Raw genomic sequence first — 19,146 nt, forward strand, 5'->3', positions numbered from 1 at the left:
GCTATGCTGAACCGTCGCGACTTTATAAAATTAAATGGCGTTACCGCCGCCGGAATGGGAATTGGACTGAGACCAAACTGGTTCGATGTTCAACAATTGGAAACTAAGCGCATCAGCCCCAATTTGCGCCGGTTTACCAGTACCTCTGTTGAAAGTACCATCACCCACATTAAAGCTGAGATTCGCGACCCTCAAATAGCCTGGCTTTTTGAGAACTGCTACCCGAATACACTGGACACCACGGTTAAGTTTAAAGACAAAGACGGTAAGCCCGATACCTTTGTGATAACAGGGGATATTGATGCCATGTGGCTGCGAGATTCGTCGGCGCAGGTTTGGCCGTATTTGCCGCTCATCAAAGGCGATGCGGAATTAAAAACGCTGATACTGGGCGTACTGAACCGCCAGAGTAAATGTATACAGATAGACCCTTATGCCAATGCTTTTAATGAAAAGGCGACGGGCAGCGAATGGGATAAAGACAACACGGATATGAAGCCCGAACTGCACGAGCGCAAGTGGGAGGTCGATTCGCTTTGTTACCCGGTAAGGCTGGCTTACAATTACTGGAAAATAAGCGGCGACAGCAGCTTTTTTGATGCCGACTGGCAAAATGCGGGTAAGCTGATATTGCATACCTTTAAAACCCAGCAGCGCAAAAAGAATCACGGGCCTTATCACTTCCAGCGCAGGACGGAAGTTGCCAGCGATACGGTGCCGAACGGTGGTTACGGCAATCCCATACGGCCTGTTGGTTTGATCTGCTCCATGTTCAGGCCATCGGATGATGCGACTATTTTTCCTTTCCTGGTACCATCGAATTATTTTGCCGTATTGAGCCTGAAACAGTTAGCCGAAATGTTCGATACTATAGCCCATGACCACGTTACAGCCAAAGAATGCCGCGCACTGGCTACAGAAGTTTATACTGCTTTGCAAAAATATGCTGTAGGGCACCACGCTGTTTACGGTAATATACTGGCTTATGAGGTGGATGGCTACGGCAACCAATCGTTTATGGACGATGCCAATGTGCCAAGTTTGCTGGCACTGCCTTACTTAGGTGCTATGAAGGTAGGCGACCCGCTTTACCAGGCAACACGTAAATTTGTATTAAGCACCGCCAATCCTTATTTCTTCAGGGGTAAAGCTGCCGAAGGCATAGGCGGGCCGCATGTTGGGCTTGGCTATATATGGCCCATGAGTATTATTATCCGCGCGATCACCTCAACCAGCGATGCTGAGATAGTAACCTGCCTCAAATGGTTAAAAAACACCCATGCCGGCACCGGTTTTATGCACGAATCGTTCAATAAAGATAACCCGGCCGACTTTACGCGCAAGTGGTTTGCCTGGGCAAACACGCTTTTTGGCGAATTGATCATTAAAATCCATCAAAATCACCCGCAAATATTAAAACAGGTTATATAACTATTGTTTTGTTATTGGCATAATGGATATTTTAAATTAATATGCCTCTAAATGCATTTAATGTAAAATTGGTGTTATATTTAATTGCTGGGTAAATAATTCTTCAATACTGAAATAGTATAATACTTATGATTTTTTGATTATAAGTATTATTCAATATTAAAATTGTCTACGGGGTATGTAGATATTCAAAATGTGGAAAAAAACCACTGTTAAGGCATTATTTTTTATAGTTAAAAGTTTTTTTTTTAATAAAAAGGATTTAGATTAGCTTTAATTAAAACAATAAACCTCAATATTTAAAAGGAGTAACTCAAATGAAAAAATTTACTGATGTAAAAAACCTTGTTGCGTCTTTAGAAGCTGATGCTGACAAATTCTACAACAAAGGAAACAGCGCGGCCGGAACCCGTGTTCGTAAAGGAATGCAAGATCTTAAGAACTTAGCCCAAGCCATCCGCCTGGAAATTCAGGAATCAAAAAACAAAGCATAAAGTATAGCTTTACTTTATCACTTAAAAGCCCGTACTAACCCTGCGGGCTTTTTATTTGGTCCAGTTTTTGGGTTTCTTTAATGATCTTATCAGCAAGGGTGCTGCTTACCTGCACCAATGGAAGGCGTACGGTATCGCCGCAAACACCAAGCGCCTTAAGCGCAGTTTTTACGCCGGCCGGACTGCCTTCGGCAAACATCATGCGGGTAAACTCTATCATGGAGGAATGCCCTTTTTGAGCCGATTTGAAATCACCCTTCAAACAAAGCCGGATCATATCCGAGAATTGCCGCGGCAGGGCATTGCCAACTACCGAAATAACCCCCGCGCCGCCTAATGCGATCATCGGCAGGCTGATTGGGTCGTCGCCGGATATCAGCAGGAAATCTTCCGGTTTGTCGCGCATGATCTGGTTCAGCTGGTCGAAATTACCTGACGCTTCCTTCATGCCAATGATATTTTTGAAATCTTGCGCAAGCCTTACCGTAGTTTCAGCCGATACGTTGCTGCCTGTACGGCTTGGTACATTATATAAGATAACGGGCAGGGGCGATGCTTCGGCTATCGCTTTGTAATGCTGGTAAATGCCTTCCTGGGTTGGTTTGTTATAATTCGGGCTGGCCGAAAGGATGGCATCATAACCTGTGGTATCGAAACTTTTTACTTCGTTAACAACTTCATAGGTGTTATTACCACCAATGCCGGCTACCAGCGGAACGCGACCGTTGTTTACTTCGGCGGTAAAGGCCCACACCTTCTTCTTCTCATCCTTACTTAATGTAACGCTCTCGCCGGTTGTGCCAAGGGAAACGAGGTATTCAACCCCGCCGTCTATTAAATAATTGATGAGATCGCGCAGCGCATTGTAATCCACCTGCCCGTCTGTCTGGAAAGGGGTTGCCATAGCTACGCCTGTGCCGAAAAATTTGTTCATGGTCGTTATAAAAAAGGACGCTAAGATAATAATTTGTTTTTACAGGCAACCGAATGTTTAAGTTAGTTTACCTATAGTCGATAAAATAGGTGGGAATTGTGTAACAGATTCGTGGCATTACCCTATAATTTCGAAAAATAGATTGTTATATTCCTTTTTTTCTGTCAATTTTAATATTGCTATTCTTCTCACCAATTATAAACCCACCTAAAATGAAAAAAGAGCTTACTCAAAATGGTAATGGTTTGCCGGCTGCCGGCGAAGAGAAATCTGAAGCCGGTGCTTCGCACATCGATCGCCGGAAATTTATCAAAACCGCCGCAACAGGGGCATTGGCTTTTAGCATTGTCCCAAGATATGTGCTTGGCGGCAACGGCTTTATTGCGCCAAGCGATAAGCTAACGCTGGCTTATGTTGGTTGCGGCACCCAGGGTTTCAGGGAAATGCTGCCCCTGCTGGCCGTACCCAATGTACAGGTAGTTGCAGTTTGCGACCCCAATAAAAGTGCTATCGGTTATAGGGACTGGTCGCCAAATGGCCTTAAAAGCGAGATCAGGAATGCCATTGGAAAGCCGGACTGGAACCCTGGGGGAGATAATACTATTCCCGGCGGGCGTGATAACGGTAAAGATATAGTTGATAGTTTTTACAGCAATAAGCGCGGCGGCGATAATTTTAAAGGATGCAATGCCTACGAGGATTATCGCGAATTGCTGGAGAAGGAAAAAGATGTAGATGCGGTCAAGATCATGACGCCCGATCACCTGCACGGCTTGTTTGCCATTGCTGCGTTGAAAAGGAACAAGCATGTGCTGATGCATAAGCCTGTTTCCAACCGTTTGCTGGAAGGGAAAGCAGTGATAGAACTGGCGCGCCAAAAAACGAATATTGTAACACACCTGATCCCCTGGGATTCGAACGGATCAATGGACCAGGTGATGGAGTGGATAAACCATGGCAAAATAGGCAAACTGAAAGAGGTGCATAACTGGACCAACCGCCCGGTATGGCCGCAATATCCAACCCTGCCTACCGACACTGTGCCAATTCCGGATGGCCTGAACTGGGACCTGTGGCTTGGCCCTGAAGCTAACCGGCCATATTCACCCGAGTATACCAATATGGTCTTCCGCGGATGGTATGATTTCGGCGGGGGGTCGATGGCTGATATGGGGCACTACAGTTTATGGACGGTGTTTAATGCCCTGCAATTAACTTCGCCGACTGTTATCGAACCTAACCTTACCCACTTTGTCACCATGAGCGGGGTTGTGCCCCACCAGGTACACAACGATTTTTCGTTCCCGATGGGTAGTTCGGTACGGTTTAAATATCCTGAAAATGGCGATCGCCCCGCCATTGACCTGATCTGGTATGATGGCGGCATACGACCTGCGTTGCCTGATGAGTTGATAGCTAACAACGAAGAGCTGCCCGCCGAGGGGATGATGTTTGTGGGTGAAAAAGGAAAAATTTTGGCCGGGTTTAACATCCAGAACCCAAGGCTGTTCTCGAAGAAGAAAAAACCGGTATCGGCTCCTACGCAGGCAGTTAATTCGTATGCGCAAAATAAGATGGTGGACGCGCTGACCTTGTTTGCTAATAGCTGCAAAAGCGGCACGCAATACCCCGGCAGTTTCCCTGAAGCAGAAGGCTTGACGGAAGCAGTGAATTTTTACGCGACTTCGCTGCGGGTAGGCCATTTGCTGAAGTACGATGCTGCAAGCAAACAGATAACCAATATTGCCGACGCTAATAAATACCTGAAGCGCGATTACAGGACCGGCTGGGACCCTGCAACTATTTAAAACTGGTATGATGAAAAACTTAAACAGGAGAAAATTTATTGCTCAAAGCTCGGTAGGGCTGGGGGCAATGCTGCTGCTGCCTGACTTATTAAAAGCCGACGCAGCAGGAAGATATAAGCACCCGATAGGTTTCCAGACCTTCCCGATAAGGGATATGGTAGCAAAAGATTTTGCAGGCGCCATGAAAACAATGGCCGGCCTGGGCTATCAATATACCGAAATGTGTTACCCCAAAGGTTATGCCGGTGCAGGTTTTGCCCCGCTGGTAGATGTGAAGGCTGCCGATTTGCGTAAAATGATAGAAGATGCCGGGATGAAATGCCCAAGCTGCCACTTTGGGATGGGCAACCTGAAGAATAATTTTGGCGAGTGTATTGATTTTGCACACGGCCTTGGCCTGACGCAAATGGTTACTCCCGGACTGGAAACACCCGGGAAAACAATAGCTGATTTTAAGCAGGCCTGCGGCGAATTAAATACCATAGCCGCAAAGATAAAAGGCGAAGGGATGGCTACCGGCCTGCATAACCATGAAGGTGAATTTAAAATGCTGGATGGCGAATTGATCTATGATGCCATTATGGGCGCGTTGGATGGCGGCCTGGTGAAAATGCAGTTCCAGACCGAAGTGATCAAATTAGGTTACAAAGCATCGGATTACTTTAAGAAATATCCGGGCAGGTTCATTTCTGCTCATTTATCTGATTGGACGGCCGACAAAAAGCAAGTGCCGGTAGGGCAGGGCGTTATCGATTGGAAAGAGTTTTTCGCAGCGGCAAAAACAGGCGGAGTGAAGAACTTCTTTGTCGAAATGGATTTTGATACTTATAAGGACAGCGCAGCGTACATACACGGGTTGCTTGGATAGGACACAAGTCGTTGACTCACCGCTGATCCCGATAGCTATGTTCGTCGACCCACTTTGCCGTTTACGGTAAAGTGGGTTTTTTATGAATTTTGCTTAATTTTATAAAAAAGTAATCATGGAAGGTATAAGTTACATAACTGATAATTACAATCGCAAAAAAGCAGTTGTGATCGACTTGAAAACGATTGAAGAGCATGAGGATGATGTACATGATTTTATTGATGCTTTAATAGCTGAAAGCCGCAAAGACGATGAGATGATAGATTGGGAGAAAGCTAAGGAGGATTTAAAATCCACCGGCAAATTATGAGCTATAAAATAGCTATTGCCAAAAAGGCGTTTAAGGAACTGGCAACTCTGCCTGTAAAAGATAATCTTCAAATTGTAGAAGCCATCGACCACCTTAAGGAAAATCCCAGACCTGTTGGCTGCAAAAAATTGAAAGGTGAATCCGAAGATATTTGGCGCATCAGAGTGGGAGATTATCGTGTGTTATATTGCATAGATGACATAATCAGGATTGTTGAAATAAGAAGGATAGGTCATAGGAAAGATATTTACGATAGGTAATATCGTTCTGCACCTACGACGCTTCTTGTTGATCGCAATACAAGCATTATTCCGTTTTAAGTATTCGTCGCAGACGAGCGCAATGTTATACTTAAAAACTCACCCCAATCCTCAAGCCATTCTTAATATTACTGCCGCTGTTAAACGATGTGCCGTACATCACCCTGAAGCCAAAATATTGCAGACCTACACCCAGTTCCATGTAATTTTTCAATTGCGGGGTTGACAGGTAATTGAAGTCGACGATCTCCTGTAGTTTCAATTTGCGGATCAGTGGTATTTTGTTGGTGATGAAGCCGGAAAAGTTGTGTTCCAGGTGTGCCTCGATATACTTATCAGGCGTGCTGAACTGGTAATAATCGAGCAGTAAAAAGCTGTTGATACCGCTTTTGTAAGCCACTACCTGGTTACCACTGAACTGCTTAAAATCGGGATAATACAGGCTGTTTGCATTTAAGAATTTGCCCGCACCGATGAAGAACGAAGTGTGCCCGTACATTCCCATGCTGATATCCTGCTTGCTGATATCGGCAGAAAGCAAGCTATAGTCTACATCGGAACCAAAGATATTTTTGATGCCTTTGGTAAAGGTTAAGCCGATGGTCGGGTAATCCGATGGGACATAACGGCGACCGAAAGGATAGGTCTCATACTTATTACTGAAATCATAGGTCGTTCTCACCGTTACTTTGAACGACTGATTCTGCGGGAACAACGGCTGATCCAGTCCCGGGGTTAGCGGGTTGTTGGATGTAAATTCATGATCGCCGGGATGGAAAAAACTGTAACTGGTCGCATTCGGCAGCCATTTCCTGTCGGCCCATTCCACGGATGCGCTTGCCTGCCAGCCGCCGGTTATCCTGCCTGAAAGCGATGCCGCTGCAAACTTTTTCTGGTATAACTTCTCGTAGTTTTCGCGCTCGAACAGTGTATAAATTGAATTGACAAATGGCGAAATAGGTTCATGATTATTCAGGTCAACTACATCCGTACCACCACTCAGGTTCAGGTAAAAATTCCCAACCGGCAGGGTAGTGTTAGCACTGGCATTAAACAAATGATTTGAAAAGCCATACCGTACCTTCGCGCCAAACGCAACAAACTTCCTGCTGTTGCTGTCCGCCTGTTTGCGGTAACTGAAGCCATAATTTAAAACGGGTCCCTCAACCGTGTTGTATTGTATCGACGTTACTAATGGGTCGAGGTGATAAAAAGAGTGTTTATACCGGTCGATGATATTGATACCGGTTAACAGCAGTCCGGTAGGTGTCACTTTATTGGTCGCCTTGTCCAGCGAATCCAGGTAGGCTTTCGATTCCCTTTTTGCCGCCAGCTTTTCCTTTTTCTGATAGTCTGTCCGTTCTTCCAGGGTTAGCGGGATAGGCCTTTCTTTATTCCAGAAAGCGGTATCGTTTTTACTTACCTTTTGCGGGATGTTCAGCAGTTCGTTGAATTCGTGCTTTTTGAAGGCTGGATTAAGGTCGTAGTCCTTATAAACCGAAATGAAATAACCCTTCAGCCTGAAACCGAACAAGCCACCACTAAACTCAAATTTATTAGACGACTGCATCCATTTATTGGAATCGACCGGCATAAACTGTTGGTTGATACGCAATGTATCGGCAAAATTAATGTTGGCACGACTCGTAATATACAGGTCGAGCGCATAGATCCGCCAGCTGCCGTCGATGATGTAAATAAAGCCGTCAAAGCATGGGTCGTGACCCCGTTTTGGCGTGACCCGTATTTTGTTGATGAGCACACCATTTTCTGTCGAGGTACCCATCAACTTATATTTATAGTAAAACAGGGCATTGTCCGAAACGGGCGACACCAGCGGCCGGTTACTCAAGCCCTGCCAATCCTGGAAATTCTCATAAAGGTTCACTTTCGCGTCCGTTGCCCGGTTAAAGCTGAACATGCGGTTGCTGCCCGAGAATTTGGACGAGATCATTTCCTCGTGCAATTGGCCGGGGTATTTATAGCTGAGTTTTGATTCGGATTCAGACAGGTAAACAATGCCGCGCCTGTTCGAGTCGAGGCCGATCTCTTTACCCAGTTGGTTAATATCAGCGCCCATAAATTTCTTCGGGGCGGCTACAAGCTTCTGCAAACCTTTGATATACACATCGCACGTGTACGCTTTGATCTCGCTTAAATGGGCTTTGCGTTTACGTATTGCTTTCCTGATGATGGCATAGGCCGGGTCTTCGCCTTTGGCGCTGATGGTTACATCATTTAATTGATATACTTCGGCATTGAGCGTGATATTGAGAGAAGTGTTTGTTTTCAGGTCAACCTTGCGGCTTTCCTGCTTGTAGCCCACGGCGCGGTATTGAATTTCATATTGACCCGGCTGCAGTTTGAGTGTGTATTCGCCCTCGCTGTTTGCCGAGGTACCTTTGGTGGTGGTTTTAACATAAATGCTTGCAAAGGGTACGGCGTTGCCGTTTTGGTCGGTTATCTTGCCGCTCAGCGTTACTTGTGCCGATGCAGCAGTGCAAATGAACAGAAAAATAAAAACAGGTAAGGCAAATCTCATACGCAGCAGACTTTATGCTAAGATGGATTTAATTTGGAATAGTTACGAGGGGCGAGGTGTTAATTAGTGTTAAAACAAGATTTCTGGATTAAAAAAGATGTCATTTTTTTAACCCTTGTCATCTCGAACGCTAGTGAGAGATCTTATACACTATTTAAGCAGGCTTCAGGCATAGCAGCAGTCCGCTTTAATAAGATTTCTCTCTCGTTCCTCGTTCGAAATGACATTTTTGTTTATTTTGTTAAGTCCTGTCATCTCGAACGCTAGTGAGAGATCTTATAAACTATGTGAGTTGGCTACATGCATAGCTTTCTGTCGGCGTGTATAAGATATTTCTCTCGTTCCTCATTTGAAATGACAACTTGTAATTTTAATCTGATATATCATTATTCAAAAATCGCCACTCCGGATTCACGGATTCTATTAAGGCAATCTTCTTTGCCCGGCGCCATTTTTTGATCTCTTTTTCCCTATCAATGGCATGCTCGATATGATGGAAGTGTTCGTAATAAACCAAATTATAACAATAGTATTTTCCGGCGAATGAATTTTTCTTGCCCCTGTTTTCATAGTGTTGATGTAACCTTATGCGCAGGTCGTTAGTAACGCCAACATATATTACAGTTTTCTCCGGGTTGGTTGTTATGTAGATATAGAAGTTGTAGTTCCACATATATTAGAATAATCCATGTCATCTCGAACGATAGTGAGAGATCTTATACGCTATATAAGTTGACTACATGCATAATCACCGTCCGCTTTTATAAGATTTCTCCTCGTTCCTCGTTCGAAATGACATTCTATTTTTTCTAACACTCATGTCATCTCGAACGACAGTGAGAGATCTTATACACTATACAAGCTGGCTACATGCATAATCGCCGTCCTCTTTTATAAGATTTCTCCTCGTTCCTCGTTTGAAATGACATTCTCTTTTTTCTAAAACTCATGTCATCCCGAACGATAGTGAGAGATCTTATACACTATGTAAGTTGGCTACTTGCATAGCCGCCGTCCTCTTTTATAAGATTTCTCCTCGTTCCTCGTTCGAAATGACAACTTTATTGTTCCAGCATCCCCATCAACTTCTCATCACTAATGATCGGTATATTCAATTTTGTCGCCTTTTCCAATTTCGCCGGACCCATATTATCTCCCGCCACCAGGTAATCCAGCTTGGCCGATATGCTGCTTAATATTTTGCCGCCGTTCTGCTCGATGATGTCTTTCAGTTCGTCGCGCGATTTTTCGAACGTTCCGGAAATGATAAAGCTTTTGCCGGCTAATTTGTCGCTTGCCAGCACCACCTCCTTTTCCTCGGCTGTAAACTGCAGGCCCTGGGCTTTCAGCTTTTCAATTTCCGCCCGGTGCTGCGGGTCGTCGAAATATTCTATTACGCTTTTGGCAATGCGGTCCCCTATTTCCTCCACAGCATTCAATTCATCAAATGAAGCAGCCATCAAAGCATCTATCGACTTAAAATACGTCGCCAGCTTCTTAGCTACGGTGGCACCAACATACCGTATGCCTAAACCGAACAGCACTTTCTCAAAGGGCTGCTGCTTCGATTTTTCAATACCATCCAGCATGTTGTTGATCGATTTTTCGCCAAAACGTTCCATCGTTTTTAGCTGATCGGCTTTGGTATGCAGGTCGTAAATATCACTGATGTGGCAGATAAAGCCCTTTTCATACAGCGTCTCTATCGTCTCGTCGCCCAGCCCGTCAATATTCATCACCTTACGACCTGTAAAGTGCTGCATCTTACCGACGATCTGCGGGGCGCAGCCTTCATCGTTGGGGCAATAAAAGGCCGCTTCGCCTTCTTTGCGTTCCAGCGTGGTGCCGCATACCGGGCAATTGGTAATGTATTTGATGGGTGCGGCGCCTGGCTTGCGTTTTTCCAGGTTCACGCTGATGATCTTCGGGATAATTTCGCCGCCTTTTTCCACGTACACCGAGTCGCCCTCGTGCAGGTCAAGCCGGACGATCTCATTCGCGTTATGCAGCGTGGCGCGTTTTACGGTTGTTCCGGCTAAAAATATCGGTTTTAAATTGGCAACCGGCGTTACCGCTCCTGTACGGCCCACCTGGTAGCTTACGCTTTGCAGCTCGGTTTCTACTTGCTGCGCTTTGTATTTATAAGCGATGGCCCAGCGCGGCGATTTAGCAGTAAAGCCCAGTTCCTCTTGCTGCGCATAGCTGTTCACTTTAATCACAATACCATCAATGTCATACGAGAGGTTGAAACGTTTACTTTCCCAATCGCTGATGAATTTCAGTACTTCATCGATATTGCTGCACAGCCTGCTCTCGCTGTTCACCGGGAAACCCCAGCTTTTTACCTCCTGCAGGCTTTCCCAATGAGTTGCAAATAGCCGTCGTTCGGTGTACAAAAAATACATAAAGCTATCCAGCGGACGTTTTGCCACTTCGGCCGAGTCCTGCAATTTGATAGTGCCCGACGCAAAATTTCTCGGGTTGGCATAAGGCGGCTCTCCGTTCTCAATGCGCTCCTCGTTCAGCCGGTCAAAGGCTTTCAGGTGCATAAACACTTCACCGCGAATTTCGAAATCATCCGGGTAGTTACCATCATGCAGGCGCTTGGGTATACTGCGGATGGTTTTTACGTTGGTGGTCACTTCGTCACCCTGCGTACCGTCGCCGCGGGTAACTGCACGTACCAGGTGGCCCTTCTCATAGGTCAGGCTCATTGACAGGCCGTCGAACTTCAGTTCGCACACATATTCAAAATTGTCGCCAATAGCCTTTTTGATGCGCTGGTCAAAGTCGATCAGTTCCTGTTCATTATAGGTATTGCCCAGCGACAGCATGGGCCAGCGGTGTTTTATTGTCTGGAACTCTTTGGTAATAAACCCGCCTACGTTCTGAGTGGGCGAATCCGGATCTATCAGCTCGGGGTATTGCGTTTCCAGCGATACCAGTTCTTCCAGCAGCTTATCAAATTCAAAATCCGAGACAGACGGCATGGCCAGCACATAATATTTATAACTATGCTCCTTTAACTGGGCCGATAGCGCCGCGGTACGTTTTTTTGCTTCCTCAAATGACATGGAGCGAAGATAGGGAGTCGGTGGTCATTAGTCAATAGTCATTAGTCAATAGTCAATAGTCAATAGTCAATAGTCAATGGTGAATTCCCTAAATTCGCGTTCAGACAATCGGGGCGTTTCCCTCGTACCCTGCCCGCCGGCAGGCAGGCTCGGGCCGTTCACTCATACGTCACAAGGTATTAGGCCAATGTCATTAAGTTAAGGGGTTTTAATATCGAACACCGAATGCTGAATAATGAAGTAAAAACTTCGACGTTCGATATTCAAAATTCATTATTCGATATTATTATTCCTGTATCTTTCCCTTAACTTAATGACATTGGGCACTAGGCACCCGCCGGTATCCCTTTCCGTCCCTAACGCAACTTTTACTTTTTCCTTTAACCCTTATTTATTTTTCATAACAACTGTAACTTATCGGCGGCAAACCTCGTTTCACTATTCATAAACAATTAATTATTAATTAACGTGCGGGAGGGCTTCGGACATGAAAACAGTTAACAATTCTTACTGGACAAATTTAGTAGTGGACATCATTACAAAACAGGGCGCTTCGTTTGAGTTTGCCATGTGCATCATCAGTAAAACGCCCGGCTTCGTGCTTTCTGGCATTGCCGTCGCCGACCTGGAGCAAAACGTGCTTGAAGTGATGTTGAACACCATTTCGATTGATGCCGCCCGCGAAGCTAAACTGGCCCGGGCTAATTAATAGTATCCTTCTGTTAACAGATTATTAAGCCGGCAGAAGATGCTGATGCTGCCTAACTTCCTGTAAATCAATGGCTAATTCGGTGGTATTTTAAATCAGCAAGAAGATGATGGTGCAATGATGTCGCTGGTTATTTAATGATTTGATAATCAGAAAGTTGCATATTAAGGGGCATGGCGCATCTCGTCAACTTCTAATCACCTGGCATTGAGGTCCCCGCGCCCGGGTGTTCACGGAAATGTTAAAAATGAGCCACTTTTTTGATTGTCACATTTTAACTATTTGATTATTAATGCTTTAAATGATGAAAAAAGCGCACATACTATAAGCGCTTAATTGGCTGATGGTTAATGACTTACGGCGAGTTTATTTGTTTAACGTGCCGTATTTAGCCGTATTTGCTAAGTAAATTGTTGATTTACAGTGCTTTTTGTTGGCGTTTTTGCATGGCAAAGGCGCCAGTGTGTGAACACATTTTAAACCGGGAAACGAACGCATAAATCAGGGCTAATTGTCGCTGATCGTCTGGTCGTCGGTGATCGTCATCGGGATGATCATGCCGCCGGGCAGTTTGGGGTTATCCTTGATCTCCACGTTACCTTTAATTACCTGGTTTATACGTGCCTCCGCTATCCAGCCACTTTCCCGGTCAATTTTCAGGTCGTATTGCGAAACGCCGTTGATGTTATATTTCATCGGCATGCCATTCATTTCAGTAAACTCTGTGTTATTTGACGGCGAGATCACCGATTCGCCATGTACCATATAGGCGCTTGCGGTAATATCATTCAAAGTAAAGGTCGTGGTCATTTTGGTTTGCATGGCTGTTTGCATATCGGTATTTACCGACCATTGATCATGCTTGGCAACCTTCACATCCGGAAAGACAGCCGTGCCGACCTCCATATTGCTTTTGAATGCTTTAGGGCCGAAAGACGTCATCAGTTGCTCCCTGAACTGGGTCATTTGCTCATTCGATAATTGCGTTACCCCTTCAAACAATCCATTTGACAGGGCCCCGGTATTGCTTATCGTTAGCAATTTCCCCGTTTTGGACATTACTATCGAAAATGGTTTGTTGATCATGTTGCCCATAATAACCGAGAAGATATCATTTGGGTCCTTTTTGTCGGATTCAAAGTTTATAGTGCCGCCGGGCAGGCTCATTTGCATGCCTATACGGTCGTATCGCACCTGCATGGCATAGGCGGTATCCATAACAGCAGTTACCGTGAACGCCATTTTTGCCGTAATGGTGGAATTAACATTTTGAAACTGGCCACTGATGGTTTGGCTGACCGCCATATTGGTATTGGTGACCATATAATAGGTGTTACCTTTGGTTAGGTGCAGCGCCAGGGTTGATTTTTGTGCAAAGGAGTATATGCCCGTAAGCAACAGTATGCTAAGTGATATAAGTTTTTTCATGACAGGGGTAAGAAACCGTTTGAACGCCTAAGCCGTTGATTATTAATATATTTATACGAACAGGGTCCATTAGGGTTTCGCGTAAATTTCTATCTGACAACACGTTACGGGAAAAAAAGTTTCAACTGGTGTAAAGTATTTTTGTAAGGATTAAGATTAAGGTGGCGTTTAAATTGATACAATAAAAAAACAGCGATAAATTTTATTTATCGCTGTACATTTTTCAGGGAATGCCGGCTTAATGCTGAGCGGGAGCTTCCTTAGCCAGCATGGCTTCTTTTATCAGCTTAACCGGCGCGTTTCCGTAACTCAAAAACCGCTCATTGAAATCCTTCTGGTTATACTTATCACCCATTTTGCTCTTATAATCATCGCGCAGGTCTATGATCTCTTTGTAGCCGGTATAATAACTATCCAGTTGCACGCTCGATACGCTTACGCGCTTCCACTTGTTGTCTGCTTCTGCCTGCTGCTGAAAGGCCTCACGGGTGAGCATAGTTATAGCCTGTTGCCTGGAAAGATTAAGGCAATGCACACTGTAGTCCAATATCGTATTACATACCGAGCGCAGGTTCCATTTGTACCACATCAGCCACATTTCGGGCGAGTTATCGCCAAAACCGGCGTCCAGCATCATTTGTTCGCTATATACGGCCCATCCTTCCACCATAGCACCATTGCCGAAGATGGATTTGATCATACTGGGTGCTTTATTGGCGTATACCAATTGTACATAATGACCGGGTATGGCCTCGTGGATGCAGAGTATCTGTAAAATATAATCGTTATACTCCCGCAGGTAACTCTCAGAGCGGTCCGGCGACCACCCTGAAAGACTGCCTACATTAAAATACGAGTTCTGTCCGGCGTCGTATGGTCCCGGCGAACTCATTGATGCGCCCGCAACGCCCGCCATATAAGCCGGTTCTTTACGCACCATCAGCGGCTTGGTCGGGTCGAGCGTAAGCAGATCCTTCTGGGTTACAAACGCGGTAAGCTTTGGCAGCTCCTGTTCAATAGCGCTTTGGAACTCGCCTGGCTGTACGTGTTTTGACGATAATGTATCGATCATTTTGCCGATCAGTTCCAGCGTGTCGGCGGGCATAGGTGTTGTTCCGAAATACTTCGGCCATAGCTTAACGCTGATCTTCGCCATTTCGTGGTGTACGGCTTTTTTACGGTCGACAGCCGCGTTGTAGATCTGCTGCGCTGTTTTTGCCGATTGTATCTCGTATTTGAATTTATCTTCGTAAAGGTCCTTACCCAGCCTGAAACTGCGGGGCTTGTCATTTTTCAGGTTCTTTAGAAAATCGGCAAACCCTTTGATGGCATCAGCAGATAGTTTTGCCCGGTCGAGCATCAGTTTTTTGGTCGCCTCGGGGATATTTGTTTTTTTGAGCGAGTCGGCAAAGTCCGTTTCAAACACGCTTACACCACCAAGATGCTGATCTATGGCCAGTTCTGTAAGCTCGGTAACGGGGTTTTTTATCTGTTTTTCAGCCTCTTTGTAAAAGGCCGGGATGGCCGACATTTTTTCATAAAAACTGGTTAAACGTTTGGCAAGCGGGGCATAATGTTCGTTCAGGATATAGGCAAAAGTACCGATGACATTGTATGATGACGGGTCCCATTCGTAAGCTTTTAATTGCTGTTCGCGCCATACCATGTACTGCATCTGGTTTTGCATAATGGCGTAGTCCATTTTGTTCGACTCCAGGAAATTAGCGGCGTTATAGCGGCCAAGTGAATCCAGCTGGACTTTAGCAAATTTGATCAGCTTTTCCCGGTTCTTCTTATCAGGAACCAGCAATACACTGTCGTATTTATGATAACCGACGCTGGTAGCCCAGTCGGGATTCAGTTTCCAAAACTCGTCGAGAAAATGCTTTTCATAATCGTTGAAGGCGGCATCGTCTATACTACCCTGCAAAGGCCCGGTTGAGTCTTTTTTACATGCAATAAGGGTGGAGGTCAGCAGGAATAAGATCGTTATCTTTTTTATCACGTCGGATGGATTTTAACTTGGATGGATAAACTTAAAAACAATTTGCACAAAGGCAAAGTAAAATAGAGGAGTAAAATTATTAAACGAGCCTTTAACGGCTGCACATACTTATTCGTCCGTTTTTAAAAATACGGTGAAAACACGGGTTGACCGGGGAAAATAGAGGTCATAAATTAGGCACATTATCTGAACCTATGCTTTTGAATAATCCCGTTCACCGGGCAATTATATTTAAATCAATGCTTTATAAGCAATAAGATATTTTTTGGCCAAAATGAAGGAGCATGCACTTTGATAATACATGTGGCCTATTTACCGGGGCTTAGTGTCGGGAATATATTTTTAATTTACTATACTAAAATGAAAAATTTTAAGCGATTAAATCGCGATCAGATGAGAGTAATTAAGGGGGGCGTCACTACAGGCTCCTGTTCCGCGAGTTGTGGTGATAATAAGACTGTGACATGCACTGGAACCGATTGTTACGCCCAGGACGGAACTGGTTGCAACGCGGTAACTAGCGCCGGTACCGCTGATTCGCATAGTTGTGCAGATTTATAAACATTAATTTGGCGTTAACGGTAGGTAACCCTTGGCGCCAAATTGTAGGAAAACGTATTTATGAAAGAATATATATTGAGGAGCATAATACTTAGCGCTTTCATGCTTAAAAGCATTTGCTTATGTGCTCAACATATTGAAATCAGCCTGGAAAAGAAATTAGGACGAGTACCACAGTCTACTTCAAGTAAGCCTGTTTCAGATGAAGACTCAAGTGCTTTAAAGATTCCAAATAGTATTCATTTTAAATTTTACAATCGCTATTATACATACATCGCGCCTATTGAAGAGGTTTTTCGGAAGCACAAAGCTGGTGAATTAGATAGCGCCGAATTTATAAAAAGATTAAAACTATATACTCATTATAAAATAGATTCCAGCTTAATGGCGACTAATCTAAAGACATTTGGATCGTCTATTATACATTTCGTAGCTGGAATCGACGAAAACGATAACAAAATAATTCTGGCGGATGCAGATCAGAGCGGAGATATTTCAGAAAATGAAATTTTTAGATTTACCCAATCCGACATAGCCGAATTTATTAAAGATCAAACTTTTGATAAGGTCAGAAATGATATTGTGTTAAGGCAAAAATCCTTTGATTCGGAGAGAACCTTGTTCGTTCGGATTGTGCCACTTCCGCCTTTCAATAAATACCCCAATGAACAAAAAAAGCTCACTAGTTTTTACCTTCTCAGAAACGAAGATTGGGAAGGTTCATGTTCGATATTAGAAAGGAGATATAATCTTTTTTTTGAATCAAAACAGTTTAGTAATGAGATTCAGACACTCCAATTTAGGGTCGAAGATCGCGGTGTAATATCGAAAAAAATATATGGACTAAATGATGAATACAATAATGATGAGATTTCATTAATAGTCGATTCAGTAAGAAAACTAAATGATATAAAAATCAATGCTTTTATAACTTACCATTCTCCACCATTAAGACATAACGATACAACATTTTCAATGTTTTTGAGCAATGTAAAAACAAAAAAAATAGAATCATTGAAGCCCTTTCTCAACTCCAATAAGTATATTTTAGTTGATTATTGGGGAACATGGTGTAAGCCATGTATAGAAAAAATTCCTCATATAAAAGATATTCAGAGTAGATATAAGGAGAAATTAATAGTCATAAGCATTGCTTATGACTATCAGGAAGCAGCCGTGGACAGCTTTGATGAAAAAAATCAAATTAATTGGAGTAGTTATTTTATTGACCGAGGTAGTCCCGATGGCTTAGTTAAGGCATTGGACGTACAGTCTTACCCGACATATCGCTTGTACGACCAAACAGGCCGGCTGCTTTTTTCAGGTGATAGTGATGAAGACTTGGAAAAAATAACAAAAATAGTATCTAATTAAGAAAGTATTTGTTGACCAGCAATTAAGTAGCATTTACCTAAAAGACAAATGCAGCCTAAATATCGGGGCTTGGTTTCGATATAAATTGTTAATCTAATAGATAGAGTTATGGAAAAATTCGTTAAGCTTGACAGAAACGATATGCGCCGGATTGTCGGTAGAGTAGGGCAACCTGCAGACTGTACTGCAAGTTGTTCGGATGGTTCAAGCGTCACTTGTTCAGGGAGCAGTTGCGTGTCGGTGGATAATGAAGGTTGTTCGTCAAGTACAACAAACGCGGATGGATCAACTACGCATCAAGCGTTTTCTTGTGGGTAAAACAAGACACGATCAGTACCCTCCATACTATAGTATGGAGGGATTTGTTGGAATATGAATTACTTGTAAGAAAGCAACTCTGCTACCATGTCTTTTTCGTGTTACAAACAAGCCTAACGAATGGGTTCCTGCGCCAGTTGCCTACGATTAGTGAATAAAAATTGTGGCCGTGGCTTCAATCTCCATTGGTTGGGCGAGCTTTGCAACTTCAAACGCGAGTTTATATATCTGCTTGGCTCTAGTGACGCATCGTAAAAAAATTGGGCTCCGATAGCTTGGCGTAAAGCTGACTGCTGACTAATTAAATCAAACTGCTAACTAATCGAAAAATATAATGTATCGGTTGCTATTGATAATGGGATTATTTAGTTGTTTTTCTGCCGCTGCCCAAATTGATAGCGCCTTCCTCAGCCGCGCCACCGCAACCCTCACCCGCCAGCCCGCACAAGAAAAAATCTACCTGCACTTAGACAAACCCAACTACGCTTTCGGCGACACCATCTGGTACAAAGCCTATACCGTCATCGGTCAAAAGCACCAGTTATCGGCACTAAGCGGCGTCCTTTATGTCGAACTCATCAGCCCGAAAGACTCACTGGTAACGCGGCAAGCCCTGCCGCTGGCCTCCGGCGTCAGCTGGAGCGAAATACCGCTGGAACATAATTTGAAACAAGGCACCTACCGCCTGCGCGCCTACACCCGCTGGATGCAAAACAAGCCGGAATACATCGATGAGCAAAAGATCAGGATAGGCGGCATCGCCCCGCAAACGACTAACAAAGCAACCACAGAACAGCCCGATATCCAGTTCTTCCCCGAAGGCGGCGAATTGGTGAACGGCGTACGGTCAAGGGTAGCCGTCAAATGCACCGGGACAAACGGGCTTGGTGAAAACATCAAAGGAACCGTACAAGACAATACCGGTAATGTAGTAGCCGACTTTACCACCCAACACCTGGGCATGGGAACATTTGCACTCATACCAGAAGCCGGCAAAACCTATAAAGCCATTATCACCTTACCCGGCGAA

15 protein-coding genes and 1 pseudogene are annotated in these 19,146 nt (G+C 44.3%); 10 read left to right on the forward strand and 6 right to left on the reverse strand.

The annotated features are described in order from the left end of the window. Nucleotides 1–6: 6 nt before the first annotated feature. Nucleotides 7–1,431 carry a glycoside hydrolase family 125 protein gene (locus tag VL525_RS18430; protein WP_414684791.1) on the forward strand — a complete coding sequence of 475 codons (1,425 nt, stop codon included), beginning with the start codon at nt 7–9 and terminating at the stop codon, nt 1,429–1,431. A 317-nt stretch (nt 1,432–1,748) separates the two neighbouring features. Continuing rightward, nucleotides 1,749–1,925, forward strand: coding sequence for a histone H1 (locus VL525_RS18435; RefSeq protein WP_147031674.1), 177 nt, complete (start codon nt 1,749–1,751; stop codon nt 1,923–1,925). A gap of 34 nt (nt 1,926–1,959) precedes the next feature. Here VL525_RS18435 and dapA read toward each other — a convergent pair whose 3' ends face one another. Continuing rightward, nucleotides 1,960–2,859, reverse strand: a complete 900-nt coding sequence (dapA, locus tag VL525_RS18440; RefSeq protein ID WP_325388509.1) for a 4-hydroxy-tetrahydrodipicolinate synthase — start codon at nt 2,857–2,859, stop codon at nt 1,960–1,962. A 212-nt stretch (nt 2,860–3,071) separates the two neighbouring features. On the opposite strand from dapA, the gene VL525_RS18445 reads away from it, so the two are divergent. From VL525_RS18445 to VL525_RS18460, 4 genes are all read left to right on the forward strand, one after another. Further along, nucleotides 3,072–4,667 carry a Gfo/Idh/MocA family protein gene (locus VL525_RS18445; protein ID WP_325388510.1) on the forward strand — a complete coding sequence of 532 codons (1,596 nt, stop codon included), beginning with the start codon at nt 3,072–3,074 and terminating at the stop codon, nt 4,665–4,667. A gap of 7 nt (nt 4,668–4,674) precedes the next feature. Next, a complete protein-coding gene (locus VL525_RS18450; protein ID WP_325388511.1) occupies nt 4,675–5,535 on the forward strand; it encodes a sugar phosphate isomerase/epimerase family protein in 861 nt (286 codons plus the stop codon). Nucleotides 5,536–5,650: 115 nt separating this feature from the next. Further along, a complete protein-coding gene (locus tag VL525_RS18455; RefSeq protein WP_325388512.1) occupies nt 5,651–5,845 on the forward strand; it encodes a hypothetical protein in 195 nt (64 codons plus the stop codon). After that, the gene (locus tag VL525_RS18460) at nt 5,842–6,105 is read left to right on the forward strand and encodes a type II toxin-antitoxin system RelE/ParE family toxin (protein ID WP_325388513.1); all 264 of its coding nucleotides are present in this window, start codon (nt 5,842–5,844) and stop codon (nt 6,103–6,105) included. The genes VL525_RS18455 and VL525_RS18460 overlap by 4 nt, the downstream gene beginning before the upstream one ends. Before the next feature lie 91 nt (nt 6,106–6,196). On the opposite strand, the gene VL525_RS18465 is transcribed toward VL525_RS18460, so the two are convergent. The 3 genes from VL525_RS18465 to ligA form a co-directional block, all read right to left on the reverse strand. Further along, complete coding sequence (locus tag VL525_RS18465) at nt 6,197–8,647, reverse strand: DUF5686 and carboxypeptidase regulatory-like domain-containing protein (protein WP_325388514.1); 2,451 nt, start codon at nt 8,645–8,647, stop codon at nt 6,197–6,199. A 370-nt stretch (nt 8,648–9,017) separates the two neighbouring features. Continuing rightward, nucleotides 9,018–9,320 (reverse strand): GIY-YIG nuclease family protein, encoded by a 303-nt coding sequence (locus VL525_RS18470; protein WP_325388515.1) that lies wholly within the window; start codon nt 9,318–9,320, stop codon nt 9,018–9,020. Nucleotides 9,321–9,708: 388 nt separating this feature from the next. After that, the gene (gene ligA / locus VL525_RS18475; protein ID WP_325388516.1) at nt 9,709–11,721 is read right to left on the reverse strand and encodes an NAD-dependent DNA ligase LigA; all 2,013 of its coding nucleotides are present in this window, start codon (nt 11,719–11,721) and stop codon (nt 9,709–9,711) included. 526 nt (nt 11,722–12,247) lie between these two features. Here ligA and VL525_RS18480 point away from each other — a divergent pair. After that, nucleotides 12,248–12,430: a hypothetical protein gene (locus VL525_RS18480; protein WP_325388517.1), complete on the forward strand. Its 183-nt coding sequence runs from the start codon at nt 12,248–12,250 to the stop codon at nt 12,428–12,430. 507 nt (nt 12,431–12,937) lie between these two features. Here the strand turns inward: VL525_RS18480 and VL525_RS18485 are convergent. Both VL525_RS18485 and VL525_RS18490 read right to left on the reverse strand, forming a co-directional pair. Continuing rightward, a complete protein-coding gene (locus VL525_RS18485) occupies nt 12,938–13,858 on the reverse strand; it encodes a DUF6263 family protein (RefSeq protein ID WP_325388518.1) in 921 nt (306 codons plus the stop codon). A gap of 238 nt (nt 13,859–14,096) precedes the next feature. Then, entirely contained in the window at nt 14,097–15,863 is a 1,767-nt protein-coding gene (locus tag VL525_RS18490; protein WP_325388519.1) for a DUF885 domain-containing protein, read from the reverse strand. A gap of 360 nt (nt 15,864–16,223) precedes the next feature. Between VL525_RS18490 and VL525_RS22850 the strand changes: the two genes are divergently transcribed. The 3 genes and pseudogenes from VL525_RS22850 to VL525_RS18500 all read left to right on the forward strand — a co-directional run. After that, nucleotides 16,224–16,424, forward strand: a complete 201-nt coding sequence (locus VL525_RS22850) for a bacteriocin-like protein (protein WP_414684789.1) — start codon at nt 16,224–16,226, stop codon at nt 16,422–16,424. 60 nt (nt 16,425–16,484) lie between these two features. Beyond that, nucleotides 16,485–17,798 (forward strand): TlpA disulfide reductase family protein, encoded by a 1,314-nt coding sequence (locus tag VL525_RS18495; RefSeq protein ID WP_325388520.1) that lies wholly within the window; start codon nt 16,485–16,487, stop codon nt 17,796–17,798. A gap of 673 nt (nt 17,799–18,471) precedes the next feature. Further along, a pseudogene (locus VL525_RS18500) lies at nt 18,472–19,146 on the forward strand (hypothetical protein); the annotation flags it as partial.

It is taken from the genome of Mucilaginibacter sp. (assembly GCF_035492695.1).
Classification (GTDB): Bacteria; Bacteroidota; Bacteroidia; order Sphingobacteriales; family Sphingobacteriaceae; genus Mucilaginibacter.